24 protein-coding genes are annotated in these 26102 nt (G+C 74.0%); 10 read left to right on the top strand and 14 right to left on the bottom strand.

Features of this window, described 5'->3' with window-relative positions; translation table 11 throughout:
- The first annotated feature begins 12 nt into the window (after positions 1-12).
- Together HNR21_RS14975 and HNR21_RS14970 are read left to right on the top strand one after the other, a co-directional pair.
- Positions 13-387, top strand: a complete 375-nt coding sequence (locus HNR21_RS14975; protein ID WP_182705704.1) for a YciI family protein — start codon at positions 13-15, stop codon at positions 385-387.
- A gap of 81 nt (positions 388-468) precedes the next feature.
- Positions 469-1731 (top strand): RNA polymerase sigma factor, encoded by a 1263-nt coding sequence (locus tag HNR21_RS14970; protein ID WP_182708639.1) that lies wholly within the window; start codon positions 469-471, stop codon positions 1729-1731.
- A 6-nt stretch (positions 1732-1737) separates the two neighbouring features.
- On the opposite strand, the gene HNR21_RS14965 is transcribed toward HNR21_RS14970, so the two are convergent.
- Positions 1738-2934 (bottom strand): FAD-dependent oxidoreductase, encoded by a 1197-nt coding sequence (locus HNR21_RS14965; protein ID WP_182705703.1) that lies wholly within the window; start codon positions 2932-2934, stop codon positions 1738-1740.
- A 183-nt stretch (positions 2935-3117) separates the two neighbouring features.
- Entirely contained in the window at positions 3118-3762 is a 645-nt protein-coding gene (locus tag HNR21_RS14960; protein ID WP_182705702.1) for a PadR family transcriptional regulator, read from the bottom strand.
- Positions 3763-3995: 233 nt separating this feature from the next.
- Between HNR21_RS14960 and bla the strand changes: the two genes are divergently transcribed.
- A complete protein-coding gene (gene bla / locus HNR21_RS14955) occupies positions 3996-4979 on the top strand; it encodes a class A beta-lactamase (protein ID WP_246442167.1) in 984 nt (327 codons plus the stop codon).
- Positions 4980-5106: 127 nt separating this feature from the next.
- Here the strand turns inward: bla and HNR21_RS14950 are convergent, their stop codons facing one another.
- The 3 genes from HNR21_RS14950 to HNR21_RS14940 all read right to left on the bottom strand — a co-directional run bounded on the left by HNR21_RS14950 (position 5107) and on the right by HNR21_RS14940 (position 8384).
- Positions 5107-6939, bottom strand: coding sequence for a cellulase family glycosylhydrolase (locus HNR21_RS14950; protein WP_182705701.1), 1833 nt, complete (start codon positions 6937-6939; stop codon positions 5107-5109).
- Between the two features lie 107 nt (positions 6940-7046).
- A complete protein-coding gene (locus HNR21_RS14945) occupies positions 7047-7544 on the bottom strand; it encodes an anthrone oxygenase family protein (protein ID WP_233358982.1) in 498 nt (165 codons plus the stop codon).
- A 3-nt stretch (positions 7545-7547) separates the two neighbouring features.
- Positions 7548-8384 (bottom strand): NAD(P)H-binding protein, encoded by an 837-nt coding sequence (locus HNR21_RS14940; RefSeq protein ID WP_182705700.1) that lies wholly within the window; start codon positions 8382-8384, stop codon positions 7548-7550.
- Positions 8385-8466: 82 nt separating this feature from the next.
- Here HNR21_RS14940 and HNR21_RS14935 point away from each other — a divergent pair, with 82 nt between their 5' ends.
- Complete coding sequence (locus tag HNR21_RS14935; protein ID WP_182705699.1) at positions 8467-9411, top strand: AraC family transcriptional regulator; 945 nt, start codon at positions 8467-8469, stop codon at positions 9409-9411.
- Here HNR21_RS14935 and HNR21_RS14930 read toward each other — a convergent pair.
- Positions 9368-9880, bottom strand: a complete 513-nt coding sequence (locus HNR21_RS14930; protein ID WP_182705698.1) for a DUF3995 domain-containing protein — start codon at positions 9878-9880, stop codon at positions 9368-9370. The two genes, HNR21_RS14935 and HNR21_RS14930, sit on opposite strands and share 44 nt — an antisense overlap.
- A gap of 204 nt (positions 9881-10084) precedes the next feature.
- On the opposite strand from HNR21_RS14930, the gene HNR21_RS14925 reads away from it, so the two are divergent.
- The 3 genes from HNR21_RS14925 (at position 10085) to HNR21_RS14915 (ending at position 14003) form a co-directional block, all read left to right on the top strand.
- A complete protein-coding gene (locus HNR21_RS14925; RefSeq protein ID WP_182705697.1) occupies positions 10085-11806 on the top strand; it encodes an ExeM/NucH family extracellular endonuclease in 1722 nt (573 codons plus the stop codon).
- Positions 11807-11909: 103 nt separating this feature from the next.
- Positions 11910-12563, top strand: coding sequence for a protein-L-isoaspartate(D-aspartate) O-methyltransferase (locus tag HNR21_RS14920; protein WP_182705696.1), 654 nt, complete (start codon positions 11910-11912; stop codon positions 12561-12563).
- Positions 12564-12584: 21 nt separating this feature from the next.
- The gene (locus HNR21_RS14915; protein ID WP_220500166.1) at positions 12585-14003 is read left to right on the top strand and encodes an RtcB family protein; all 1419 of its coding nucleotides are present in this window, start codon (positions 12585-12587) and stop codon (positions 14001-14003) included.
- 10 nt (positions 14004-14013) lie between these two features.
- Here the strand turns inward: HNR21_RS14915 and HNR21_RS14910 are convergent, their stop codons facing one another.
- Positions 14014-14457, bottom strand: coding sequence for an archease (locus HNR21_RS14910; RefSeq protein WP_119727637.1), 444 nt, complete (start codon positions 14455-14457; stop codon positions 14014-14016).
- An 88-nt stretch (positions 14458-14545) separates the two neighbouring features.
- Between HNR21_RS14910 and HNR21_RS14905 the strand changes: the two genes are divergently transcribed.
- Positions 14546-15550: an LLM class flavin-dependent oxidoreductase gene (locus tag HNR21_RS14905; protein WP_119727636.1), complete on the top strand. Its 1005-nt coding sequence runs from the start codon at positions 14546-14548 to the stop codon at positions 15548-15550.
- A gap of 69 nt (positions 15551-15619) precedes the next feature.
- Here HNR21_RS14905 and gabT read toward each other — a convergent pair whose 3' ends face one another.
- Positions 15620-16966 carry a 4-aminobutyrate--2-oxoglutarate transaminase gene (gabT, locus tag HNR21_RS14900; RefSeq protein WP_182705695.1) on the bottom strand — a complete coding sequence of 449 codons (1347 nt, stop codon included), beginning with the start codon at positions 16964-16966 and terminating at the stop codon, positions 15620-15622.
- Between the two features lie 85 nt (positions 16967-17051).
- On the opposite strand from gabT, the gene HNR21_RS14895 reads away from it, so the two are divergent.
- Both HNR21_RS14895 and HNR21_RS14890 read left to right on the top strand, forming a co-directional pair.
- Positions 17052-18479: a PucR family transcriptional regulator gene (locus HNR21_RS14895; RefSeq protein WP_182705694.1), complete on the top strand. Its 1428-nt coding sequence runs from the start codon at positions 17052-17054 to the stop codon at positions 18477-18479.
- 77 nt (positions 18480-18556) lie between these two features.
- Entirely contained in the window at positions 18557-19987 is a 1431-nt protein-coding gene (locus tag HNR21_RS14890; RefSeq protein ID WP_119727633.1) for an aldehyde dehydrogenase family protein, read from the top strand.
- Here HNR21_RS14890 and HNR21_RS36375 read toward each other — a convergent pair.
- The 6 genes from HNR21_RS36375 to HNR21_RS14860 form a co-directional block, all read right to left on the bottom strand.
- A complete protein-coding gene (locus HNR21_RS36375; protein ID WP_182705693.1) occupies positions 19959-21356 on the bottom strand; it encodes a sensor histidine kinase in 1398 nt (465 codons plus the stop codon). The genes HNR21_RS14890 and HNR21_RS36375 overlap by 29 nt on opposite strands.
- 423 nt (positions 21357-21779) lie before the next feature.
- Positions 21780-22898: a PP2C family protein-serine/threonine phosphatase gene (locus tag HNR21_RS14880; protein ID WP_182705692.1), complete on the bottom strand. Its 1119-nt coding sequence runs from the start codon at positions 22896-22898 to the stop codon at positions 21780-21782.
- 301 nt (positions 22899-23199) lie between these two features.
- Positions 23200-23364 (bottom strand): hypothetical protein, encoded by a 165-nt coding sequence (locus HNR21_RS14875; protein WP_182705691.1) that lies wholly within the window; start codon positions 23362-23364, stop codon positions 23200-23202.
- A gap of 55 nt (positions 23365-23419) precedes the next feature.
- Positions 23420-23887 (bottom strand): ribose-5-phosphate isomerase, encoded by a 468-nt coding sequence (locus tag HNR21_RS14870; protein WP_182705690.1) that lies wholly within the window; start codon positions 23885-23887, stop codon positions 23420-23422.
- Between the two features lie 56 nt (positions 23888-23943).
- Positions 23944-25113: a hypothetical protein gene (locus HNR21_RS14865; RefSeq protein ID WP_182705689.1), complete on the bottom strand. Its 1170-nt coding sequence runs from the start codon at positions 25111-25113 to the stop codon at positions 23944-23946.
- Between the two features lie 40 nt (positions 25114-25153).
- A complete protein-coding gene (locus HNR21_RS14860) occupies positions 25154-26095 on the bottom strand; it encodes an ATP-binding protein (protein ID WP_182705688.1) in 942 nt (313 codons plus the stop codon).
- Positions 26096-26102: the final 7 nt, after the last annotated feature.

Below are 26102 nucleotides of genomic sequence, written 5' to 3'. Positions count from 1 at the left end.
AGGAGAACCGCCATGCGTTACCTGATCACCCTCAACGCCACCGCGACGCCGGACGGGCCGCCGCCCGCCGAACTGATGGAGGCCATCGCCAAGCTGGGCGAGGACGCCGCCAAGGCGGGCGTGCTGCTGGACGTCGGCGGGCTGGCCCCCAGCTCCGAGGGCGCCCGCGTCACCCTGACCGGCGGCGAGCTGACCGTGACGGACGGACCGTTCGCCGAGGCCAAGGAACTGATCAGCTACACGGTCTACCAGCTGTCGTCCAAGGAGGAGGCGGTGGAGTGGGCCTCCCGCTTCCTCAAGCTGCACCGCGACCTGTGGCCCGGCTGGGAGGGCGAGACCGAGGTGCGGCGCGTGATGGGCCCGGAGGACTTCGCCCCGCCCGCCTGACCTTCGTTCCGCCGCGAAGCCCCCGGGAACCGTTCTCCCGGGGGCTTTGCCGTGGAACGAGGAGCGCGGTTGGATCCTGATATGACGGGCGTGGACGCGCGGCGGGCCGTGGAGGCCGTCTGGCGGATCGAGTCGGCGCGGGTGGTCGCGGGGCTGGCCCGCATGGTGCACGACGTGGGGCTGGCCGAGGAACTGGCGCAGGACGCGCTGGTCGCCGCGCTGGAGCAGTGGCCGGTCTCCGGCGTTCCGGACAACCCGGGCGGCTGGCTGATGCTGACCGCCAAGCACCGGGCGATCGACCTGCTGCGCCGCCGCGCCCGGTACGCCGGCAAGCTCGCCGAGGTGGGCCGGGACCTGACGATCCGGCAGGAGGAGGCCGAGGCGGCGCTGGACGACGCGCTCGACGACCACATCGGCGACGACGTGCTGCGGCTGTTCTTCACCGCGTGCCATCCGGTGCTGCCCGCGGAGGGCCGGGCGGCGCTGACGCTGCGCCTGCTGGGCGGGCTGACCACGGCGGAGATCGCGCGGGCGTTCCTGGTGCCGGAGCCGACCGTGGGGCAGCGGATCTCCCGGGCCAAGCGGACCCTGACCGACAAGGGCGTGCGGATCGAGCTGCCGTCGCCGGAGGAGCTGCCGCGGCGGCTGGCGTCCGTGCTCGGCGTGATCTATCTGGTCTTCAACGAGGGCTACGCGGCGACCTCCGGGGACGAGTGGATGCGGCCGGAGCTGTGCGAGGAGGCGCTGCGGCTGGGCCGGGTGCTGGCGACGCTGATGCCCGGCCAGTCCGAGGTGCACGGCCTGGTCGCGCTGATGGAGTTGCAGGCGTCGCGGATCGGCGCCCGCACCGGCCCGGACGGCGCGCCGGTGCTGCTGGCCGACCAGGACCGGCGGCGGTGGGACCGGCTGCTGATCCGCCGGGGCCTGGAGGCGCTGGCCCGGGCCGAGGCGCTGGGGACGATGGGCCCGTACGGGCTGCAGGCCGCCATCGCCGCCTGCCACGCGCGGGCGGTGACGGCCGAGGACACCGACTGGGAGCGGATCGCCGCCCTCTACCGCGTGCTGGCGCACGTGGCCCCCTCCCCGGTCGTCGAGCTGAACCGGGCGGTGGCGGTGGCGATGGCGTACGGGCCGCAGCGGGGCCTGGAGATCGCCGACGGGCTGCTCGGCGAGAAGGCGCTGCGGGGCTATCCGCAGCTTCCGGCCGTGCGCGGGGACCTGCTGGAACGGCTGGGGCGGGCGGACGAGGCGCGCCGCGAGTTCGCGCGGGCCGCCGAGCTGACCCGCAACGAACGGGAACGGGCGGTGTTCCTGGCCCGCGCCGCCCGGCCGCCCCAGCCGTGACCGGCCCTACGCCCCCGCCGGCACGGGGAGGTCCCACTCGACGCGGTACCGCTGCTCGGGGCCCAGGTTCTTCTCCGGCGTCAGCACGGTCTTCGTCATCACCCGCATGAGCAGCGGCATCAGCGCGCTGGTCACCGGGCCCGGCGCCTTCAGCCGGTTGACCTTCGCCGCGCGGGCCGCGATCCGCTCCACGCGCGGGCGCCGCAGACGTTCGTAGGCGGCGAACGCGGCCTGTGCGTCGGGCCGGTCGCGCAGGCATCGGGCCAGTTCGAGGGCGCTCTCGACGGCCAGCGACGCACCCTGCCCGGAGCTGTTGGACGGCGCGTGCACCGCGTCGCCGACCAGCACCATCCGGCCCCGGTGCCAGCGCGGCACGCTCGGCATGATGTGCAGCGACCCGGTCACCTGGAGATCACCGGGATCGATGTGCCGGACCAGTTCCCCGCCCGGGTCGTCGTCCCCGTACGCCTCGCGCAGCCGGTCCAGCCACTTCTCCGCCGGCACCGCCCTGGCCTCGGCGAGGGTCATCGGCTCGTCCTGGGGCAGGTTGGCGCCCCATCCGGTACGGCCGTCGGGGCGCGACCAGTACAGGTAGTACGCCTTCCTGCCGAAGGCGAAGACCATGGTGCCGGGCTCGCCGGGCACCGGCCGGTCCACCACGGCCTCGAAACCGAGGGTGCCGGTGTAGCCGGGGCCGGGGGCGTCCGGGTCGATCAGGGTGCGGACGGTGGAGTGGATGCCGTCGGCCCCGATCAGGATGTCGGCGGTGGCCGTGCTCCCGTCGGCGAACCGGGCGGTGACGCCGGTGGCGTCCTGCTCGGCGGCCACCAGGCGCCTGCCGTGCTCGATCCGGACGCCGTGGTCCAGCGCCACGTCCCGCAGCGCCCGGTACAGGTCGGCACGCCGTACGAGCCGCAGCGCGGGAAGGCCCTCCAGTTGCGGCAGCCCGACCTTCCTGCCGCCGAACGACATCGCCGTCCGCCGGACGGGCAGTGCGGCGGCGGTCACGGCCTCCCGCGCGCCGACCACCTCGAGTGCGGCCTGCCCGTTCGGCGCGATGGCGATGCTGCCGCCGACGCCGTCCGCCGTGCTCGGGTACGCCTCGAAGACGGCGGCCTCGATGCCCGCCTTGCGCAGCCCCAGTGCCGTCACCGGCCCGGCGATGCCGCCGCCGATGACGATCGCGGTCCGTACTTTCGTCATGGTGTCCCTCCAGGGGTCGCCGCGGCACCGCGACGTCGCGGTGCCGTCTCGTGCGAACCGTCCCGGGAGGGAGCACCCGGCTATCCTTGCGGTCGCCACCTCGTGGCCGGATCCGTCCACGGGCACGGTTCGAGGTCGCGGGCCCGGCGGGGTGTTGCCGCACCGCCGCCGGGCCCGTTCTGTTCAGTCCGCGCCGCCCCTTTCCGCCAGTTCGGCCAGCTCCTGCGGCACCTGCCGGGTCCGGTGCCACTGCCGCCACAGGTCCAGGCCGGGGAAGGTCCCGGACGTCAGCTCCTCGAGCAGCGAACGGACCCAGGCGGTCTCGGCCTCGCGGAGGGCGATCTCGTACTCGGTCTCCAGCAGGAACGCCCGGGGTATCTCGCGGGCCTGCTCCGCCAGGGACTCGCGCGCGGCGGCGTTCGCCCGCTCCAGCGCGTCGAGCCGATGGCGCAGCAGGCCGGCGGCCTCGTCCGGGGACAACGCCACCAGCACCGACAGGCCCGCCTTGAACTTCGGGCGTTCCGGCTGCGGGGTGGAGATCAGCTCGCGCACCCAGTCGACCAGCTCCGCCCGGCCCGCGTCGGTGATCCGGTAGACCGTCCGCTCCGGGCGGGCGCCCTCACGGGCGCTGCCGGCGACCTCCAGGAAGCCGTGCTTGGCCAGGTTCCGCACCACCGTGTAGAGGGAGCCCCATTTGATCTCCATGTCGTCGCCCTTGCCGCGGGCGCGCAGCAGGGACGCGATCTCGTACGGGTGCATCGGCCGCTGCGCGACCGTCGCGAGCACGGCCAGCGCGAGCAGGTTGCCGACCTTGCGCCGCTTGGCCATCGCCCTCACCTCGCCCTGTTCACTTGCAGGCGAGCATACGCCTGCGATTACTCGTGAACAAGTATTCTCCCGCACACCGAGAATTCTCGGCCGGAACGCCGCCCGCGACTGCTCTGGCCAGCGTTGATATCGATTCGATGATGATCGTTCCGGCCATAGCGGTATTGGACATGGAGACATCAGCTCTGCTCTGATCACCGGTGTCCACCAGACCGAGGAACCGAGGAGTCCCTATGGAGCAGGCCCTGCGCGCCCGGTGGCGCACCGCGCTGGGGGCGGCGGCGGTCGCCGCGTCGATGCTGTTCGGGGCGGCCGCCTGCGGAAGCGAGCCCACCCGGACCACCGCCGCCGGGTCGCAGAGCACGCTGACGACCGCGCCGGCCTTCGAGGCCGCCGGCCAGGCCGAGGTCCGGCGGCGGCTGCGCGCGCTGGAGGCCGAGTACGAGGGCGGCCGGATCGGCGCGTACGCCATCGACACCGCGACCGGCCGGACGGTGGGGTACCGGGCGCAGGAGACGTTCCCGATGTTGTCCACGTTCAAGGCGATGGCCTGCGCCGCCGTGCTGCACAAGGCCCGCACCGCCGACCCCGGCCTGATGGAACGGGTGATCCGCTACACCGCCGACGACCTGGTGGACCACTCGCCGGAGACCGGGAAGGAGGAGAACCTGAAGGCCGGGATGACCGTCTCCGCCCTGTGCGAGGCGACCATCACCCTCAGCGACAACACGGCGGGGAACCTGGTCCTCAGGCAGATCGGCGGCCCGGCCGGGCTGACCGCGTACCTGCGTTCGCTCGGCGACCCCCGTTCGCGGCTGGACCGCTGGGAACTCGAGCTGAACGACTGGCGGCCCGGCGAGCGCCGCGACACCACCACCCCCGCCCTGATGGCGCAGAACCTGCGGAAGGTCACCACCACCGACGCGCTGGCCGGACCGGACCGCGCCCGGCTGATCGCCTGGCTGCGCGCCAACACCACCGGCGACGCCCGCATCCGCGCGGGCCTGCCCGGGGACTGGACGGTCGGCGACAAGACCGGCACCGGCGGGACCTACGCCACCGCCAACGACATCGCGATCGTCTGGCCCAAGGGCGCCACCGCCCCGCTGATCATGGCCGTCTACACCAACCGCGGCACGCCCGACGCCACCGCCGACAACACGTTCGTCGCCCGCACCGCCACCATCCTCGCCCAGGGCCTCGGCAAGCTGCCCTGACCGGCCCGAACGAGCGAAGGCCCGGGGTCCTCCCCGCCTTCGTACGTCCACGGGCGACCTCCGCCCGCTGCAGCCCGCCCGAAAAGGCTGCCTCGAGAAGAGCGGCCTTGCGATCCGGTGGTGCCGGTCAGGAGCCGAAGCGGCTGTTCGCCCAGGCGGTGAGTTCGGCGCGGGCGGCGGCGAGGCGGTCGGCGGGGACGTCGGTGGCGGCGTTCACGATCAGGGCGACGTGGAGCGAGCCCGGCGGGGTCCGGTCGATCACCAGGCGGCGGGCGGTCGCGGACCCCTGCTCCAGGGCGACGCGGACGGGGCCGGAGGTGGGCAGGCCGTGGTGGGCGCCCAGGTCGCCGACCAGGACGGTGCCCTCCGGGGCGAACGAGCCCGGCAGGTGCAGTTCGGTCGGGCCGGAGCCGGTGGATCGCCACACCAGCACGCCGAACTGGCGGCCCTTGGTCAGCGCGGCGACGTTCGGCATGTTCTGCGGGGAGGCCAGCCACTGCGCCTGCGCGCCCTCCCCGGCGAACCCGGAGCGGGCCAGGTCCTCGTAGGCGAACGCCAGCACGTCACCGGCGACGGCGGCCGGGTAGAGGCGGTCCAGGACCCGCCGGTCCAGGCGCAGGACGACGCCGCCGGAGTCGTCGGTCCGCACCACGGAGAAGTCCTCGTCGTTCCAGCCGTCGCCCTCGGTCTGCACCTTGCCTGGGTTGCCGTTCATCAGCTCGTGGTGACGGCCGCTGTAGATGTCCCAGTGCCAGTGGGTGGACGACAGCACGGTGCCGCCCGACGCCGCGTCCGTCCACCAGGAACGGCCGGGCACGCCGTAGTCCTGCGCCTGGTACATGGCGCGGATCATCCAGGGGGTGCGGGAGCTGCCGGTGCCGGACATGCGGTTGCCGTACTCGGACAGGAACGCCGCCGTGCCCAGGTCGCGGGCGCGGGCACGGATCTCGTTCATCACGTCGTCGTAGGTGCCGTCACCGGCGGGCCTGGGGTCGATGGTCATCCGGGCGCCGTCGTAGAAGTGGCTGTTGAACACGTACCGGGTGCCGATCCGGCCGACTTGCGACAGGCCGCCCTCCTCGAAGAACCCGACGTTCCAGAACGGCAGCGGCTCCACGAACGCGGGCTTGCCCGACCATCCGGCCTCGTCCATCACACCGCGGAACCGCTCGTAGAACGGCATCAGGTGGGTCTTCTCCCACTCGGCGCCGGTGCCGTCCCGGCCGCCGTCGAACGGCTCGTTGAACGGATCCACGCCGAGGATCGCGTCGAACTGCTCCGGCGTGAGCCGCTGCCTGAGATGGGTCAGGGCCGCCCTGGCCTGGGCGAGGTAGGCGTCCTGGACCTTCACCGGCCCGGCGGGGGTCTGGATCTCGCGGTTGTTCCAGAAGTCCCGGGCGGCGGCGCGGACCGCCTCGTTGGTCATCATGTTCTGGCCCCACATGATGCAGATCCCGCAGGACTCGCGCGGATAGCCGCCGCCCTCCACCACCCAGGCGGGCGCGCCGTCCCCGGTGTACCAGCTGTCCTCGTGGAACAGGTGGGCCGAGTACAGGTCCTGGTGGTAGTCGAGCAGGACGTGGAAGCCCCGGTCGGTGAACTGCCGGATCTGCGCGGCGGCCCGGTCCAGGTAGGCGTGGTCGATCCGGTCGGGGGCGGGCTGCACGCCCTCCCAGGTGATCAGGAAGCGGATCGCGTTCGCGCCGGTCAGGTCCCGCATGGCCTGCGCGGACCTGGCGGCGTCGGCGGTGCTGCGGAACGGCAGCAGGCCGTTCTCGTAGAGCTTGGCGCTGCCGGAGACGTTGAAGCCGCGCAGAATGATCCGGCGTCCGGCGCGGTCGCGGAATACCCAGTCCCCCGCCTCGGGGGCGATGACCAGGGCGGAGGGGGCGGCGGTGTCGTCGGCGGCCCAGGCGGGCGGCCCGGCCGGCACGATGGCGGCGGCCAGGGCCGCCGCCACGGCGATCAGAGGGCGGGAAAGTGATCGCTTTGGGAGCACTCCCGCACCGTAGGACGGGACAGGCCGCCGGTCAGGCCCCGGTCCCACTGCCCGGGACACCGCCGCGTTCACATGGTGCGCCCGTACCGGATCAGCGCCCAGGCCAGGCAGCCCAGGGCGGCGGTGGACAGGACGGCGCGGACGGCGTTCCAGCGGACCCAGCGGGTCTCGAACGCGGCGCGCACGGCGGCCAGGTCACCGATCGCGTCCACGTTCCCGGCCGCGTCGATGGCGTTGTTGAGCGGCACGTTGATCCCGAACGTGATGGCCAGCACCGCCGCGTACAGCACGAACGCGGCGACCAGCCACGGCAGCACCGGCCGCTGGCCGCCGCCCAGGTGCAGGACGGCGGCCAGGCCGGTGAACACGATCGCGCCGACGAAGCCGAGGGCGAACCAGCCGTTGAGGATGGCGGCGTTGATCCGCTGCACGGCGTCCACGAACACCCGGTCCTCGGTCCGGCCGAGGCCGGGCATGACCGCGTACGAGAAGGCGGCGAACAGGCCCGCCGTCCAGCCCATCGTGACCGTCGCCGAGATCAGCGACACGATCTGCAAGGTCTTCACTGTTCAGTCCTTCGGCAGGTCCCACACGCCGGAGGCGGCGGCGGAACGGGCGTAGTCGGTGAAGTCGCGGGGCTCGCGCCCCAGGGCCCGGCGCACCCCGTCGGTCACGTGCGCGTTGCGGCCGTCCATGACGGTGACGAACAGGTACGTCAGCAGGTCGGCGGCCTCGGCCGGGACCCCGGCGTCGGCCAGCACCTGCGGGTACCGCTCCACCGGCACCTCGACCAGCGCGATCTCGCGGCCGGTGGCGGCGGAGATCTCGGCGGCCACGTCGGCGAAGGTCAGCAGCCGCGGCCCGGTCACCTCGTGGACGCGGCCGGCGTGCCCGTCCTCGGTGAGCGCCGCCACCGCCACGTCGGCGATGTCGTCGGCGTCCACGTACGGCTCGGGCGCGCGCCCGGCCGGGACCACCAGCGCCCCGTCCAGGATCCAGCCGAGCATGTCGCTCTCGCTGAAGTTCTGGTGGAACCAGGCGGCGCGGACGATCGTCCACTCCAGGCCGCTGTTCCGGACGATGTCCTCGCAGCGCTGCGCCTCCTCCTCGCCGCGGCCCGACAGCAGCACCAGCCGCCGCACCCCGGCCTCCCGGGCCGCCTCGGTGAACGCGGTGATCGCCGCCGGGGCCTGCGGGACCGCCAGGTCGGGCTGGTAGGCCACGTACACCGACGACACCCCGTGCAGCGCCGACGCCCAGGTGCCGGGGTCCTCCCAGTCGAACGCGGGGTCCGCGGACCGGGAGCCGATCCGGACGGGGACGGCGCGTTCCTTCAGCCTCTCTGCGACGCGGCGGCCGGTCTTGCCGGTGCCGCCCAGGACCAGGGTCATCTCGTTGTCCGCCATGCCTCACAGTCAAGCCGCGCCAGGTGAGACGGAACATGGCCGGAAAGCTCGTGGACATACGCGTGCGTCTACACTCGGCGGCATGGACGCACTGGCGGGCCTGCTGGACGGGCCGCGGGCCCGAGGGGCGTTCCTGCTGCGGGCGGTGCTGGACGCGCCCTGGTCGATGCGGGTGCAGGACCGCGCGCCGCTCACGCTGGTGGCGCTGCTGCGCGGGCACGCCTGGGTCCGCCCGGACGGCGGGGAGCCGGTGCGCGGCGACGCCGGGGACATCGCCGTCATACGGGGACCCGACCCGTACACCGTCGCCGACGACCCGGACCGGCGGCCCGACATCGTCATCCACCCCAACGGCCGCTGCACCGCCCTGGACGGCCGTGAACTGTTCCAGGAGATGTCGCTGGGGGTGCGTTCCTGGGGCACCGGCCCCGACGGTGCGCACCAGATGCTGGTCGGGACCTACCAGATGGAGGGCGAGGTCAGCCGGCGGCTGCTGGAGGCGCTGCCGCCGCTGCTGATGATCCCCGCCGAGACGGCCGGCACCCCGCTGGTGGGGCTGCTCGGCGCGGAGATGGCGGTGGACCGGCCGGGCCAGGCGGTCGTGCTGGACCGGTTGCTGGACCTGCTGCTGATCACGTCGCTGCGGGCGTGGTTCGACCGGGAACGGGACGCCGCCCCCGCCTGGTACCGGGCGCACGCCGACCCGGTGGTGGGCCGCGCGCTGCGGTTGATCCACGACCAGCCGGCGCACCCGTGGACGGTGGCGTCCCTGGCCGACCGCGTCGGGGTGTCCCGGGCGGCGCTGGCCCGCCGCTTCACCGCCCTGGTCGGCGAGCCGCCAATGACGTACCTGACCGGCTGGCGGCTGGCGCTGGCCGCCGACCTGCTGCGCGAGCCGGACGCCACGGTGGACAAGGTGGCCCGCCGGGTCGGCTACAGCACCCCGTTCGCGCTCAGCAGCGCGTTCAAGCGGGTCCGCGGGGTCAGCCCGCGCGAGTTCCGGGCGACGGCGGGCGCCGCCGGGTAGCGGCGCGGGCGACGGGGAGCAGGGTCACCGCGCCGAGGAAGAAGTAGGCGTTGACGGCCATGCTCGTCCAGAACTGCCGGGTCCCCGGGTCGGCCTCGGCTCCGTCGATGGTGCCGAGCAGCCCGTGCGGGGCGACCCCGGTGACGACCAGGACGTTCTCGGCCATCCCGGGCACGCCCCGGACGACCAGCAGCACGCTGCCGAACCACAGCGGGACCAGCACCAGCGGACGCGGCAGCCGCCGTCCCCACGGGCGGACGGCGGCGAGCACGAGCACCGCCCCCGCAGCCGCCATCGCGATCAGCACGACGTTGTAGACGACGTAGGCGGTGCGGCCCCAGGGGCCGTCGCCGGTCGGGTCCTCGCCGGGGAAGATCACGGCCAGGACGTGCGAGACGACGAAGAAGGCCAGCCAGGCGCAGCAGGCCCAGGCAGCGGCGCGATGGCGCCGGGGCGTCGCGGAGGTCATGGGACCACGCTCCGGGTCCATGATCGCCGGGTCCTCCCCCGCCGGGCGGATTGCCCTCCCCCGCCGAGGGGAATACGGAGAGTAGCCAATTGAACGCATTCACGGACGTTCGGAATTCCCGTGAACGACCGGATCCATCACGAATTGATGGAGGGTTCACCCGTGCTTCTTCTCGGCGGTGACGATCATGCCTACGCTCGCGCCATGTCCCGAACCTCACTGACCCGCACCGCGGTGGCGACCGCAGCCCTCGCCGCCGGAACGCTCGTCGGCCTCGGCGGCGCCGCCGAGGCCGCGCAGACCGGCTGCGACACCCCGGCGACCCACCGGATCGCCCAGGTGCAGGGGCCCGGCGAGGCCACCCCCCTCAACGGGAGCACGGTCCGGGTCGAGGGCGTCGTCACCGCGGACTTCCAGCGCGGCGACCAGCTCGGCGGCTTCTTCGTCCAGGACCCGGACCCCGACGACGACCCCGCCACCTCCGAGGGCCTGTTCGTGTTCGCGGGCACCTCGCGCGGGGACGTCAAGGTCGGCGACCGGGTCCTGGTGACCGGGCGGGCCATCGAGTTCAACGGGCTGACCGAGCTGTCCCCCGTCACCGCCGTGGACGTGTGCGGCACCGGCGCCGTCGCGCCCACCGCGTACGACCTGCCCCGTCCGGAGGGCGTGTCGTTCGAGCCGCACGAGGGGATGCTGCTGACCTTCCCCGAGCGGCTCACCGCCACCGAGCACTACCAGCTCGGCCGGTACGGGGAGCTGACGGTCTCGGCACAGGGCCGGCTGTTCCAGCCCACCGACCGGCCCGGGGTCTCGCAGGAGGCCAACGACCGGCGGCGGCTGCTGATCGACGACGGCTCCAACCGGCAGAACCCGCCGAACGTGCCGTTCACCTCGCCCGAGCCGGTGCGGCTGGGCGACACGGTGCGCGGGCTGACCGGAGTGCTCGGCTACGGGTTCGGCCAGTACCGGCTGCAGCCCACCGCGCAGGCGACGTTCGAGCGGACCAACCCGCGCCCGGCCGCCCCCGGCCCGGTGGGCCCGGCGAACGTGAAGGTCGCCTCGTTCAACACCCTCAACTGGTTCACCACGCTGGACCGGCGCGGCGCGGGCAGCCCCGAGGAGCAGGAGCGTCAGCTCACCAAGCTGGTCGCCGCCCTCAAGGGCCTGGACGCCGACGTGGTCGGGCTGATGGAGGTCGAGAACAACGGCGACACCGCCGTCAAGGCCCTGGTCGACCGGCTCAACGCCGAGGTCGGCGCGGGCGCCTACTCCTGGATCCGGCACCCCAATCCGGGCACCGACGAGATCCATGTGACCCTGATCTACAAGCCCGGTGAGGTCGAGCCGGTCGGGGCTCCGCGTTCCTCCACGGACGAGAACTTCGACCGCCCGCCGCTGGCGCAGACGTTCCGGCGGGTCTCGGGCGGCGAGCCGTTCACCGTGATCGTCAACCACTTCAAGTCCAAGGGCTGCGACGGCGCCACCGGCGAGGAGGCCGACCAGGGCGACGGCCAGGGCTGCTGGAACCCCAAGCGGGTCAGGCAGGCCCGGGCGGTCGCCGCGCTCGCCGCCGACGTGCCGCACCCGCTGGTGATCGGCGACCTGAACGCCTACGGCACCGAGGACCCGATCAGGACGCTGGAGAAGGCGGGGCTGCACAGCCAGACCGAGCGGTTCGTCCCGGCGCACCGCCGCTACAGCTACGTCTTCGACGGCCAGTCCGGCGAGCTGGACCACGTGCTGGCGGGCCGTTCGCTGGCCCGCCGCGTCACCGGCGCGACCATCTGGCACATCAACGCCGACGAGCCGCTCATCCTGGACTACAACACCGAGTACAACCCGCCGTCCCTCTACAAGCCGGACGCCTACCGGTCCAGCGACCACGACCCGGTCCTCATCGGCCTGCGCCTGCACGGCGGCCACTGACCCGGGCCGATGCGCCGCCAGGGCTCCGCGCGGTTCTGCCGTGCGGAGCCCTGCCGTGTCCCTGGGCGTTCGTGGTCGGGTGGAGCGGGTAGGGAACGGCGACATGGTGCCCCAGCGGGGCGGTGGGGACGCGTTGATCCGGGCGTTGCACGATCACGGGGTTCGTGATCCGCGGGTGCTGGACGCGTTCCGGCGGACGGCCCGTGAGCCGTTCGTTCCGGCCGAGTACGTGGACATGGCGCGGGAGGACGTCCCCGTGCCCATCCCGCACGGCCAGGTGACCTCGCAGCCCTCGCTCATCGCCCGGATGGTCGCCGCGCTCCGGCTCACCGGCCGCGAGCGGGTCCTGGAGGTCGGGACGGGGCTGGGGTTCCAGACCGCCCTGCTCGGCCGGCTCGCCGCCCGGGTGTGGTCCGTCGAGCAGTACGCCGACCTCGCCGAACAGGCCCGCGCCAACCTCACGGCGGCCGGTGTCCGCAACGCGACCGTGGTCGTCGGCGACGGCACGCAGGGGCTCGCGGAACACGCCCCCTATGACGGCATCGTCGTCTCCGCGGCGGCCCCGCAGGTGCCGTCCCCGCTCGCCGCGCAGCTCGCCGAGGGCGGGCGTCTCGTCCAGCCCATCACCGGCGGCGGCACCGACCAGGTCTTCGCGTTCACCAAGCACGAGGGGCGGCTGACGCGGGAGGAACTGGTGACGCCCGCCTACTTCGTGCCCCTGGTCGGCCGGTACGGACAGCAGTCGCATGGTCGGTGAGCCGGGGGGTAGTCCCCGACCATGACCGTGCACCTTGCGGCGGAGGGGCCGTACCGGTTCCGGATCGAGCCCACCGGCGCCATGCGCGTGCCCGGCGTGGTGTTCGCCTCACACGAGTTGCTGCACGGGGCCGACAAGGCGATCGAGCAGGTCGCCAACGTCGCCATGCTGCCGGGCGTGGTGGACGCCTCGTACGCCATGCCCGACGTCCACTGGGGGTACGGCTTCGCCATCGGCGGCGTGGCGGCCACCGACCCGCGGGAGGGCGGCGTGGTCTCGCCCGGCGGCGTCGGCTTCGACATCTCGTGCGGGGTACGGCTGCTGGCCGCCGACATCGACGCCGCGGAACTGAGGCCCGTGCTGGAACGGGTGATGGACGGCCTCGACCCGGCCGTCCCGCGCGGCATGGGCAAGGGCGCGGTCTGGCACCTGCCCGGCCGCGGCGAGCTGACCGGCATCCTCACCGGCGGCTCGCGGTACGCGGTCGAGCACGGCCACGGCGACGAGCGGGACCTGCTGCGGTGCGAGGACGCCGGGGCGGTCGCCGACGCCGACCCCGGCCAGGTGGGCGAACGGGCCGTGCAGCGGGGGGCGCAGCAGGTCGGCAGCCTGGGCTCGGGCAACCACTTCCTGGAGGTGCAGCGGGTCGCCGAGGTGTACGACCCGGCCGCCGCCGAGGCGTTCGGGCTGCGCCCGGACCAGGTCTGCGTCATGATCCACTGCGGTTCGCGCGGCCTGGGGCACCAGATCTGCACCGACCACGTACGGGCGATGGAGAAACAGATGGCGCGGCACGGCATCACGGTGCCCGACCGGCAGCTGGCCTGCGCACCGGTCGACTCCGCCGAGGGCCGGGCCTACCTGGGCGCCATGGCCGCGGCGGCCAACTACGGCCGCGCCAACCGGCAACTGCTCGCCCAGGCGGCGCGCCAGGTCTTCCGGCGTGCGGCGGGCGCCCGGCTCGACCTGGTCTACGACGTCTCGCACAACCTCGCCAAGCTGGAGGACCACGAGGTCGGCGGCGAGCGGCGGCGGCTGTGCGTGCACCGCAAGGGGGCCACGCGGGCACTGCCGCCCGGTCACCCCGACCTGCCGCCAGACCTGCGCGAGGTCGGCCAGCCGGTGCTGATCCCCGGCACGATGGGCACCTCGTCGTACGTCCTGGTCGGTGTGCCGGGCGGGCGGGCCTTCCACTCCACCTGCCACGGCGCCGGCCGGGTGCAGAGCCGCCACCAGGCCGCCCGCGGGGTCAGCGGCAGGCACCTGCGGGACACGATGGAGGCCCACGGCATCGCGGTGCGCGCCTCGTCGTGGCGCGGCCTGGCCGAGGAGACCCCGGACGCCTACAAGGACGTGTCCGCCGTGGTCGAGGCGAGCGAGGGGGCGGGGCTGTGCCGCAAGGTCGCCCGCCTGACCCCGATCGGCGTCGTCAAGGGCTGAGGCCTCCCCGTCACACGTCGATCGTCACCGCGCACGACCAGCGGCCGTCTTCTGGGCCGAAGCGCAGGTCGTGCAGCGACACCGCCTTGGGCACCGCGCCGACCGCGGTCGCCTCCGCCGCGTCCCCGACCGACAGCCGGGCCGCCGGCCTGCCGTCCGGCGCCCGGGTGATCTCGGCGCCGAGAACGACCTCGCCGTCGACGTCCAGCCGGTAGATCACCTCGTCCAGCACGGCCACCAGCACGTCCGCGTCCGGTCCCGGCGGCACGTCCACCGTGACGGTCCACCGCGTCCGGACGCCGGAGGTGTCGGCGAAGGACTCCACCAGCCCGGCCACCGCCTCGGCGATGCAGCGTTCCCAGGTCGGCCCCCACGCCTCGATCCGCAGGTCCGCCGTGTGCGGGACACCGCGATGCCCGCCCTCGCCGGCGGCCGGAGTGGACGACGGTCTCACGCGCCCCGCCTACCCCCGCCCGTACCGGCGAAACAACGGGACGGGCGGGCCGGGAAGACGGCTCCGCGGGCGCGGGTTATGCCACTTCATGAGCATTCCCTTCTCCGTCCTCGACCTGTCCCCCGTGGTCACCGGCTCGACCTCCGCCCAGGCCCTGCGCAACACCCTGGACCTGGCCCGGCACACCGAGCGGCTGGGCTACCACCGGTACTGGCTGGCCGAGCACCACAACATGCCCGGCATCGCCAGCTCGGCGACCGCGGTGCTGATCGGCCAGGTCGCCGCCGCCACGGAACGGATCCGGGTCGGCTCGGGCGGCGTGATGCTCCCCAACCACCCGCCGCTGGTGGTGGCCGAGCAGTTCGGCACCCTGGAGGCGCTGTATCCGGGGCGGATCGACCTGGGCATCGGCCGCGCCCCCGGCACCGACCAGAGCACCGCCCGGGCGCTGCGGCGGGCCACCGGGCCGCTGTCGGTGGACGACTTCCCCGAGCAGCTCGTCGAGCTGCGCCGCTACTTCGACGACGACAGCGCCGCGACCCCGGCCGCGGGAAACCGGCCGCCGATGTGGCTGCTGGGCTCCAGCGGCTACAGCGCCCGGCTGGCGGGGATGCTGGGCCTGCCGTTCGCGTTCGCCCACCACTTCAGCGCCGAGAACACCCTTCCCGCGCTGGCGCTCTACCGCGAGTCGTTCCGTCCCTCGGCCGACCTGGACCGCCCGTACGCGATGGTCGCCGTGTCGGTGACCGCCGCCGAGACCGACGAACGCGCCCACGAGCTGGCCCGCCCGCAGGCCCTGCAGTTCCTGCGCCTGCGCCAGGGCCTGCCCGGTCCGCTGCCCAGCCCCGAGGAGGCCGCCGCCCACCCGTACACGCCGCTGGAGCAGGAGATCATCGCCTCCCGCCTGGACTCCCAGGTCGTCGGCGGCCCCGGCACCGTGCGCGCCAGGATGGACGCCTTGATCAAGTCCACCGAGGCCGACGAGGTCATGGTCACCACCAGCGTCTACGCCCACGCCGACCGCCGCCGTTCCTACGAGCTCCTGGCGGACCTGTACGACCTGGCCGGCTCACCGGCCGCGCAGGTCGTGTGAGCGCGTCAGGGCCACCGGTGGAGGAACGCCGAGCGGAGAGGTGCGGTGGCGGCGTTCCGGGCCGGGACGTCAGGCCGCGTCGAAGGCCCGCTCCAGGATCTCCAGGCCCTCGTTCAGCAGGTGCTCGGGGATGACCAGCGGGGGCAGGAAGCGCAGGACGTTGCCGTAGGTGCCGGCGGTGAGGACCAGGAGCCCGGCCTCGTGGCAGCGGCGGGCTACCTCGGAGGTGAGGCCGGGGTCGGGGTCCTTGGTGCCGGGACGGACCAGCTCGATGGCGGTCATGGCGCCCCGACCCCGGACGTCGCCGATCGAGGGGTGGCGTTCGGCCAGGGCGCGCAGGCGGGGCAGCATGATCTCGCCGATGCGGCGGGCCCTGGCGGTGAGGTCGCCCCGCTCGATCTCCTCCAGGACGGCCAGGGCCGCCTCGCAGGCCAGCGGGTTGCCGCCGTAGGTGCCGCCGAGACCGCCGGGGTGGACCTTGTCCATGATGTCGGCGCGGCCGGTGACCGCGGCCAGGGGCAGGCCGCCGGCGATGCCCTTGGCGGTGGCGACCAGGTCGGGCACGACGCCCTCGTGCTCGCAGGCGAACAGGTCGCCGGTGCGGGCGAAGCCGGTCTGCACCTCGTCGGCGATGAACAGGATGCCGTTGGCGCGGCAGAACTCCGCCAGCGCCGGCAGGAAGCCCCGGCCGGGCACGATGAAGCCGCCCTCGCCCTGGATCGGCTCGATCACCACGGCGGCCACGTTCTCGGCGCCGATCTGCTTGGTGATCTGGTCGATGGCCTGCGCCGCCGCCTGCGGGCCGCACTCGTCCGGGCCGGTCGGCCAGCGGTACGGGTAGGCCAGCGGCATCCGGTAGACCTCGGGGGCGTACGGGCCGAACCCGTGCTTGTACGGCATGTTCTTGGCGGTCAGCGTCATCGTCAGCAGCGTCCGGCCGTGGTAGCCGTGGTCGAAGACGACGACGGCGGGCCGCCCGGTGGCGTACCGGGCGATCTTGACGGCGTTCTCCACCGCCTCCGCGCCGCTGTTGACCAGGAACGAGCGCTTGTCGTGGTCGCCGGGCGTGATCCGGTTGAGCGCCTCGCACACCGCCACGTACGACTCGTACGGGGTCACCATGAAACAGGTGTGGGTGAACCGGCCGGCCTGCTCGCGGACCCGCTCGACCACCCGGGGGTTGGCGTTGCCGACGTTGGTGACCGCGATGCCGGAGCCGAAGTCGATCAGCGAGTTGCCGTCCACGTCCACGACGACGCCGCCGCCCGCCTCGGCGACGTAGACCGGCAGCACGCTGCCCACCCCGGGCGGCACCGCGCCGGTCCGCCGCCGCTGCAGCTCCCGCGACCGGGGGCCGGGGATCTCGGTGACGAGACGGCGCTCCTGCTTCAGGGTGAACGTGTGTTCGCTGGTCATGGCCGCGACGATAGGTCGGCGGGATCTAGGCTGCACCATACGGACCGTCCATGTGCGGTCGCCCGATTGGACACTGTGGAGAACCGTGCCGCCCACCCTCGCCGCCGTCGCCGCACTCCCCCGCCTGGACCTGCGGATCCTCACCGGCCCCCCGGACGCCCTGCGGGCCCCCGTGCAGTGGGTCGCGGTCAGCGAGCTGGAGGACCCCACCCCGTTCCTGGAGGGCGGCGAGCTGCTGCTGACCACCGGGATGCGGCTGTCGGCCGAGGGCGCCGGGCCGTACGTGACCCGGCTGGTCCGGCGCGGGGTGACGGGGCTGGGCTTCGGGGTGGGACTGGGTCATCCGGTGGTGCCGCCGGAGCTGGTCGCCTCGGCCGAGGAGCACGGGCTGCCGCTGCTGGAGGTGCCGCGCCCCACCCCGTTCATCGCGATCGGCAAGGCGGTCTCGCAGATGCTGGCCGCCGAACGGTACGAGGCGGTGACGCGGGCGTTCCAGGCGCAGCGGGCGCTGACCCGCGCGGCGCTCAAGGGGCCGCGGCGGCTCGTCGCCCGGCTGGCCCGCGAGCTGGACGGCTGGGCGCTGCTGCTCGGCCCGGCCGGCGAGGTGCGGCAGGCCGCGCCCGAGTCGGCGCGGCGGCGGGCCGGCGACCTGGCCGGGGAACTGGACCGGCTGCGCGGCGGCGGGGCGAGCGCGGCGGTGTCCGGGCGGGACTCGCACGTGGTGATCCACCCGATCGGGGTGGCGGGACGGCCGCGCGGGTTCCTGGCGGTGGGCACGGCCGAGCCGTTGCCGCAGGTCGCGCACACGATCGTGGGGGCGGCGGTGGCGCTGCTGACGCTGCGGTCGGAGTCCTCCCCGTCCGGGCGGGCGCTGCGGGCCGCGCTGGCGGGGCTGCTGCTGGGCGAGCCGTCCCCGGGCGACCTGCCCGGCCTGCCCGAACCCCCGGTCAGGGTGCTGGCCTGCGCGGCGGGCCCGCAGGTGCCGGACGTGCTGGAGGCGGGCCCGGCGGCGGACCGATGCCTGGCGGTGCGGCGGGCGGACGGCTGCCTGGTGATCGTTCCCGAACCGGTGGCCGAGCAGGTGATCGCGGCGCTCGCGGCCACCGGCCCGGTCGGCGTCAGCGACCCGGCCGACCTGAACGGCCTGGACCGCGCGCTGGCCCAGGCCGACCAGGCGCTCGCCGCCGCCCGCCGCCGTCCCGGCCGCCCGGTGCTGCGGTACGGGAACCTGCCGGGCCAGGGGGTGCACGGGCTGGTCGACCCGCAGGCGGCACGGGGATTCGCCGACGCCCTGCTGGGGCCGCTGCGGGCGGAGGACCCGGAGCTGGTCCGTTCGCTGCACGCCTACCTGGCCGCCAACGGCCAGGGCGAGGCGGCGGCGCGCGCCCTGGGCGTCCACCGGCACACGCTGCGGCACCGCATGCGCAGGGCCGCCGAGATCCTCGGCCGCGACCTGGACGACCCCGGCGTACGGGCCGAGCTGTGGTTCGCGCTGACCCTCCCGCCCCCGTGACAGTGTGTCCACCCCGGATGCCGGGAGTGGACGCGGTGGAGAGTGGGAGGCCGGAGGCTCGGGGATAGCGTGGAGGCATGCCCGAGACGACCCCCTTCTGGCTGGCAGGCCGGCCCGCCACCGGCGACGGCGAGCTGGCCGTGACGCACCCCTACGACGGACGGCCGGTCGGCGCCGTCTCCGTGCCGACCGACGAGCAGGTCGAACAGGCGGTCGCCGCCGCCGACGCGGTCCGCGCGCAGGCCGCCGCGCTGCCGCTGCACGTGCGGGCCGAGGCGCTCGCGCACGTGGCCCGGCGGCTGGGCGAGCGCGCCGCGGAGATCGCCCGGCTGATCACCGCCGAGAACGGCAAGCCGCTGCTGTGGGCGCGCGGCGAGGTGTCCCGGGCGATCTCGACGTTCCGGTTCGCCGCCGAGGAGACCCGCCGGTGGAGCGGCCGGACCCAGCGGCTGGACACCGACCCGGCCGCCGAGGGCCGGATGGCCTACGTCTCCCGGGTCCCGCACGGGCCGGTGCTGGCGATCACGCCGTTCAACTTCCCGCTCAACCTGACCGCGCACAAGGTCGCCCCGGCCGTCGCGGTCGGCGCGCCGGTCATCGTCAAGCCCGCCCCGGCGACCCCGCTGTCGGCGCTGCTGCTGGGCGAGATCCTCGCCGAGACCGGGCTGCCGGAAGGAATGTTCTCGGTGCTGCCGGTGCCCAACGAGCGGGCCTCGGCGCTGGTGGAGGACCCGCGGCTGCCGGTGGTGTCGTTCACCGGGTCCGGCCCCGTCGGCTGGATGATCAAGGACCTGGTGCCGCGCAAGCACGTGACGCTGGAGCTGGGCGGCAACGCGGCGGTGGTGGTGTGCGCCGACGCCGACCTGGACCACGCCGCCGCCCGGATCGGGCTGTTCTCCAACTACCAGGCCGGGCAGAGCTGCATCGCCGTGCAGCGGGTGTACGTGGCGCGCGAGGCGTACGAGTCGTTCGTGCCCAGGCTCGTGAGCGCGGTCGAGGGCCTGGTCACCGGGGACCCGTGGGACGAGGCCACCCAGGTCGGGCCGCTGATCAGCGAGGACGCCGCCCGGCGGGTGGAGTCGTGGGTGGCCGAGGCGGTGGACGGCGGGGCCAAGGTGCTGACCGGCGGCACCCGCGAGGGGGCCTCGTTCGCGCCGACCGTGCTGGCCGACGTGCCCGCCGACGCCAGGGTGTCCTGCGAGGAGGTCTTCGGCCCGGTGCTCCTCGTGCAGCCGTTCGACACCCTCGACGAGGCGTTCGCGCTGGTCAACGACTCCCGGTACGGGCTGCAGGCGGGCGTGTTCACCCGCTCGCTGGACGTGGCGTTCCGGGCGAACCGGGAGCTGGAGGTCGGCGGCGTGGTGATCGGCGACGTGCCGTCCTACCGGGCCGACCAGATGCCGTACGGCGGGGTCAAGGAGTCCGGGGTGGGCCGCGAGGGGCTGCGGTCGGCGATGGAGGACTTCACCTACGAGAAGGTCATGGTCCTGACGGGCCTCCGTCTTTGAGCGGCAGCCGCATCATCAGCAGCGCCCCGCCCTCCTTGCTCTCCCCCGCGGTGAGCGTCCCGCCGTGGGCGGTGACGATGTCGCGGGCGATCGGCAGGCCCAGCCCGGAGCCGTGGGCGTCGCGCTCACGGCTCTCGGGCAGCCGGGTGAACCGCTGGAACACCCGCTCACGGTCCTGCGCCGGGATCCCCGACCCGTCGTCGGCGACCTCCAGCACCGCGTCCGGGCCGTCCCGGTAGACCACGATCCGGATCTGCGAACGGGCGTGCCGTTCGGCGTTGTCCAGCAGGTTGGTCAGCACCCGGATCAGCTGGGTGCGGCTGCCGTGCACGATCACCGGGTGCGCCACGTCCTGCACGTGGACGTGCACCGGGACGCGGCGGAGCCGTTCGGTGGCCTCGCTGCGGGCCAGCTCCCCCAGGTCCACCGGCTGGCGCTCGCCGCGCACCCCGGCGTCCAGCTTGGCCAGCGTCAGCACGTCGGTGACCACCCGCTGCAGCCGGTCGGCGTCCGACAGCGCCGCCATCGCCACCGCCGGCCAGTCCTCGTCCTCCGGATGCGCCAGCGCCACCTCCAGCTGGGTGCGCAGCGCGGTCAGCGGGCTGCGCAGCTCGTGCGAGGCGTCGGCGACGAACTTGCGCTGCCCCTCCACGAACCGCTGCAGCCGGTCCAGCGTGATGTTGACCTCGCAGGCCAGGTCGGCCACCTCGTCGTCGGCGTCCGGCACCGTGACCCGGCGGCTCATGCAGCCGCCGGTGATCTGCGACAGCTCCCGCCGCATCCGGTCGAACGGCCGCAGCGCCCGGCCCACCGACCGCCACACGATCACCCACACGCCCGCCAGCACGACCGGCATCACCACCACCGCCAGCCGGGCGAACGTCTCCTGCACGTCGTACAGGTCCGACATCGGGGTGGCCGCGACCACCAGGTACCTGTCGCCGGGGGCGCTCACCCGGACGGAGGTCGCGTACAACGGCATCCCGTAGCCCGGCGCGCGGATGATCCGGCTGACCGCCACGTCGTCCCGGCCGGGCACCGGCGCCTCGGCCATCGCGGGGCGGCCGCGCAGCGCCGGGCTGGAGGCCACCACGCGGCCGTTGCGGTCGACGACCTGCAGCAGGTAGTAGCCGGGCACCTCGGGGAGCAGCTCGCCGGGCGGGGCGCCCTCGCGTGCCTCGTCGGCGATCCGGTACGCGGCGGCGCTGCCGCGTTCCTCCAGGCCGTCGAGCGCCATCCGGTGCATGAGCTCGTAGAGGCCCAGCACGCCGACACAGAAGATCAGCGCCACGATCCCGGTGGCGATGAAGGTCAGCCGCCACTGCATCGATGTGCGTGAGGCCCGTCGCCGCCGCTCGTCCTCGGCCACCCGCCGTCAGCCCTCCCTCGACCGTCGCCGTTCCCAGGGGGGTTGATCGTTTGGCATTCCAAAGGACCAGCAGAGCTGGTTGTAACCAAGTCATTGCCGGGCGAAACCTCGGCGCGCGGACCGGGACCCGGGACGCCGCGCGATCGCGACGTCCGTGCGGGCGGAACCTCCCACCCCTGGGGTACCGCCCGCACGGACGACGGTCTTCCGCGCCCACCGCCGGCCGTTCGTCTTCGCCCGTCGAGGAGGATCCCGTTCGACGACGAACCCGGCCGGTCTGATCGACGCGACCCCGTGCCGTTCCCCCTCCTGGGAGGGGGCGGCCCGGCGGCCTGTCTCCACAGTGGCGCGGTCACGTTCATCCGATGAAACATCGAGATGACGATCTCGTTTCCGGCACCCGGACATCCCGGGCGCGGGCGATCAGCTCCGCCAGATCAGCACCAGCGCGCAGTCGTCGTCGCGGGCGGCGGCCATCCGCTGCACCAGCTCCTTGGCGCCCTGCCCGAACCCCTGCGGCACCAGCCGGTCGGCCTCGGTGAGCAGCCGGTCGATGCCCTCGTCCAGGTCCCGGCCGGGGGCCTCGACCAGCCCGTCGGTGTAGAGCAGCAGCGCGTCCCCGGGCCGCAGCGTGCCCCGGGCGGGCTCGCACTGCAGCTCCGGAACGACCCCGAGCACCATGCCCTTGGTCTCGTTGACCTGCCAGGTGCCGTCGGTGGAGTCGAACTGGGCGGACGGCGGATGCCCGGCGGACTCCACCACGTAGTCGCCGGTGGTCAGGTCCAGCACCAGGTGGACGGCGGTGACGAAGCCCTCGTCCCAGCGCTGGCGATGCAGATAATCGTTACAGGAGGGCAGGAAACGGTCAGGTTGGATCGATCCAAGCAGCCCACCGAACGCCCCCGACAGCATCAGCGCCCGGGTGCCGGCGTCCACGCCCTTGCCGGACACGTCCACCAGCGCGACCTCCAGCGTCCGCTCGTCGCAGGCCGACACCACGAAGTCGCCGCCGAACGAGGACCCGCCCGCCTGCAACAGCACCACCTGGGCGTTCCAGCCGCCCGGCAGCGGCGGCAGCTCGCCCTGACGGCGCAGCCGGTCGCGCAGCTCCAGCAGCATGTACTCGCCGCGCAGCCCCTGCACCCCGAGCTGCTGGCGGGTCCGCGCCAGGGTCAGCGCCAGCACCGCCGTGATCACCACGGTCGCGATCATGCCCAGGCCGACCCTGCGCACCCCCAGCTGCCACATGTCGTAGCCCAGCATCACCGCGACCACGCCGAGCAGCCCCACCAGCGTGCGCACCCGCAGCAGCAGGCCGCCCGCCAGCACGGTCAGCACCAGCGCGCCCGACGGCGCCCACGCCTCCGACCAGGTGGCGCTGACCCCCAGCGCCACCGCCACCAGCGCCAGCACCACGAACACGTAGCGCTCACGGGTCCACCGCCGGCGCCTGAGCCACCGGTACGCCCGCACGAGAACCGGGATGCGGCGCAGGAAGGCGCGCATCCCCGGCGGCAGGCGGTGGACCAGACGTTGCAGCATCTCCGGCAGACTACCGACCAACCACGGCACCCGGCGGGAAATGGCGTGCCTCTTGTGGGGGGGCGACCCCCCACACCCCCCGCACGCGGCTCGGACCATCCTCGCCGCCCGGGTTCCGCTCGCCTGGCGGCTCGCTCCACCCGGGCGGCTGCGGTGGTCCGACCGCGCTCGATCGGCCGGAGCTCCGCCTGGGGGCTCCGCTCCGGCCGATCGAGGAGTGGCCTGTCTCGAGTTGTTGTGGAAGTTCTGGGGGCTCTGCCCCCAGACCCCCGTCTCGATTTTCGGACAGGGGTGTGAGGGGTTATTTGCGTTTGCTTTGGCGGCGGCGTTCGGCTCTGGCGGACTTGCGTCGCGGGGCGGGGGGCGGGGGCTCGGGGGGGCGTTCCTCGCCCTCGGGGTAGGGGCGGGAGACGTCCCGGGCCCGCATGGCCGCGTCGATCGTGATCCGCATGCCCGGCTGGGTCATGGCGTCACCTCCGCCGACCATCCTGCCGTCGTTCCGCCGCGCCGGACAGGCCCGGCTACGGGAGCGGGGGGAGCTTTCCGGTGGTCTCGTAGTCGGCGAGCATGCCGATGCGGCGGGTGTGGCGCTCCTCGTCCGAGTACGGGGTGGCCAGGAAGACCTCGACGAAGCGGGTGGCGGTGTCGAGGTCGTGCTGGCGGGCGCCGATGCTGATGACGTTGGCGTCGTTGTGCTCGCGGGCCAGCCGGGCGATGTCCTCGCTCCACACCAGGGCGGCGCGGATGCCCTTGACCTTGTTGGCGGCCATGGCCTCGCCGTTGCCGGAGCCGCCGAGCACGATGCCGAACGAGCCGGGTTCGGCGGCGGTCCGCTCGGCGGCGCGCAGCACGAACGGCGGGTAGTCGTCCACCGCGTCGTAGACCTCCGGCCCGCAGTCGACCGGCTCGTGGCCGTTGGCCGACAGCCATCCGATCAGGTGCTGCTTGAGCTCGAAGCCCGCGTGGTCGGATCCAAGAAAGACGCGCATGCGGGGAAGTCTTTCAGGACCGCCCGCCGGGACCGAAAACAGGGTCCGGGAAACCGTCAGGCCGGCGGCACCAGAGGCCGGTCCGGGGGCTCCTCGGACGCGTCGGACCCACCGGACTCGCCCGGTCCGCCTGGTCCGCCGGGTCCGCCGGGTTCGCCGGATCCGCCGGAGGCGGGTACGTCGTCGGCCGGGAGATCGTCGCGGTCGTCCGGAAGACGTTCCCCACCGGAATCGGTGCGGGTCCAGTCCGCTGGGAGTTCCGCTTCGAAGTCCGCGCGGGTGAAGTCCGCGGGGGGCTCGGCGTCCCGGCCGATACGCCCCCGGTCCTCGGCGGGCTCGGCCTCCTGGCCGACACGAGGCCGGTCTGTGCCCGGCCCGGCGTCCTGATCGGTACGGGCCTGTTCCCCGGCTGGTCCGGGGTCCTGGTCGGTGTGGGTCCAGGCCGCCGGTTGCGAGGGCTGGGCCGCGGCGATGGCGGCCGGGGCGTCGGGGGTGTGGGCGACGGGCGGCGCGTAGCCCGCCGGAGGGAGCTGGGGAACCGGCAGGCCCCCGGTCGGTCCCGCCCCGGGGGACGGCGGCGGGGGCGCCCAGCCCTGCGGGGCGGGCTGTCCCGGCGGCGGCGCGTAGGGCTTGGCCGCGGGATGGTTCGGGGGCAGGGAGCCGCCGGCGGCCGGCGCGGGGCTCGCCCAGGGAGGGGCGGACGAGGGGTTCCGGGCGTCGCGGGTCGCCAGGAACGCCACCAGGCACGCCAGCGCGGGCAGCCAGCCGTACACCATCCCCCAGAACAGGCCCTGCGCCATGTGGTTGAGCATGACGTTCCGCATCAGGGACGACGGGAAGTCGCCGACGACGACCAGCAGCGTCCCGCGGACCAGGCCGGTGATCGCCGCCGCGACGAGGGCCGCCCACCAGCCGAGGACGAGCGCGCCGAACGCGCCGCGCCGCGGCTCCAGGGACCGGGCGCCCGCCAGGATCAGCACGGCCAGCAGGCCCAGCAGCACCAGCAGGCTCACATCGATGCCGACCTGGTCGAGGACCGGGCCGCGCCCGACCACCCAGGCCGGGAAGTGCAGCCACCGGGCCAGGTCGCGGACCAGGGAGTCCTCGCTCGCGGTTCCGTCACCGTTGGCCAGATCCCCGAACCACTGGTTGCCGAACACCAGCGCCATCAGGGCCGTCGTTCCGACACCGGCCAGGAGCATCGCCAGGACCCGCCGCACCGCCATGGCGGGCAGGCTAGCGGCCCCGCACCCCGGCCCGGTAGCCCTAGATCGGCTGCGGCACCCGGAAGCCCGGGTCGATCTGGGCCTCCAGATCCTCCCCCACGGCGCGGTTGGCCCAGCTCCGGGCGTTCTTGACGTGGAACTCCACGGCCTGCCGCCAGAACCTGTCCCAGTCCCGGGTCCGCCCGTCGACCTGGCGGCGCATCAGCTCCAGCGCCGCCTCGTTCTCGGGCTCCAGCGCGACGCCCTCGCGGCCCTGCTCCAGCGCGCGGACGGCGGCGGACTGGCCGAACCAGGTCAGCAGGTCGTCGCCGACGTGCGAGCGCAGGTACGCCACGTCGTCGGGGCCGGTCACCTTGTTGCCGACGACCTTGATCGCCACGTCGTAGTCGGCGGCGTACTCGACGTACTGGCGGTAAACCCCGACGCCCTTGCGGGTGGGCTCGGCCACCAGGAACATCAGGTCGAACCGGGTGAACAGCCCGGAGGCGAACGAGTCCGCGCCGGCGGTCATGTCGACCACCACGTACTCCCCGGGCCCGTCGACCAGGTGGTTGAGGTAGAGCTCCACCGCCCCGGTCTTGCTGTGGTAGCAGGCCACGCCCAGGTCCTCCTCGGTGAACGCGCCGGTGACCAGCAGCGTCGCGCCGTTCACCTCCTGGCCGAGGGCGTGCACCGGGTCGTCGCCGCCCAGCCGCAGCAGCCGGGAGCCGCGGCCGGGCGGGGTGGTCTTGACCATGCTGGCGGCCGAGGAGATCCGGGGATTGTCGCCGCGCAGGTACTCCTTGATCTCGGTGAGGTGGTCGCCGAGCGCGGGGATCTTGGCGGCGCGGTCCTCGTCGAGGCCCAGCGCGACGCCGAGGTGCTGGTTGATGTCGGCGTCGATGGCGACCACCGGCCGCCCCTGCCCGGCCAGATGGCGGACGAACAGCGACGAAAGGGTCGTCTTGCCGCTGCCCCCCTTGCCGACGAACGCGACCTTCACGGCATTG

It is taken from the genome of Thermomonospora cellulosilytica (assembly GCF_014138835.1).
Taxonomy (GTDB): Bacteria; Actinomycetota; Actinomycetes; order Streptosporangiales; family Streptosporangiaceae; genus Thermomonospora; species Thermomonospora amylolytica.
This window is presented reverse-complemented; position numbering and strand designations above follow the sequence as displayed.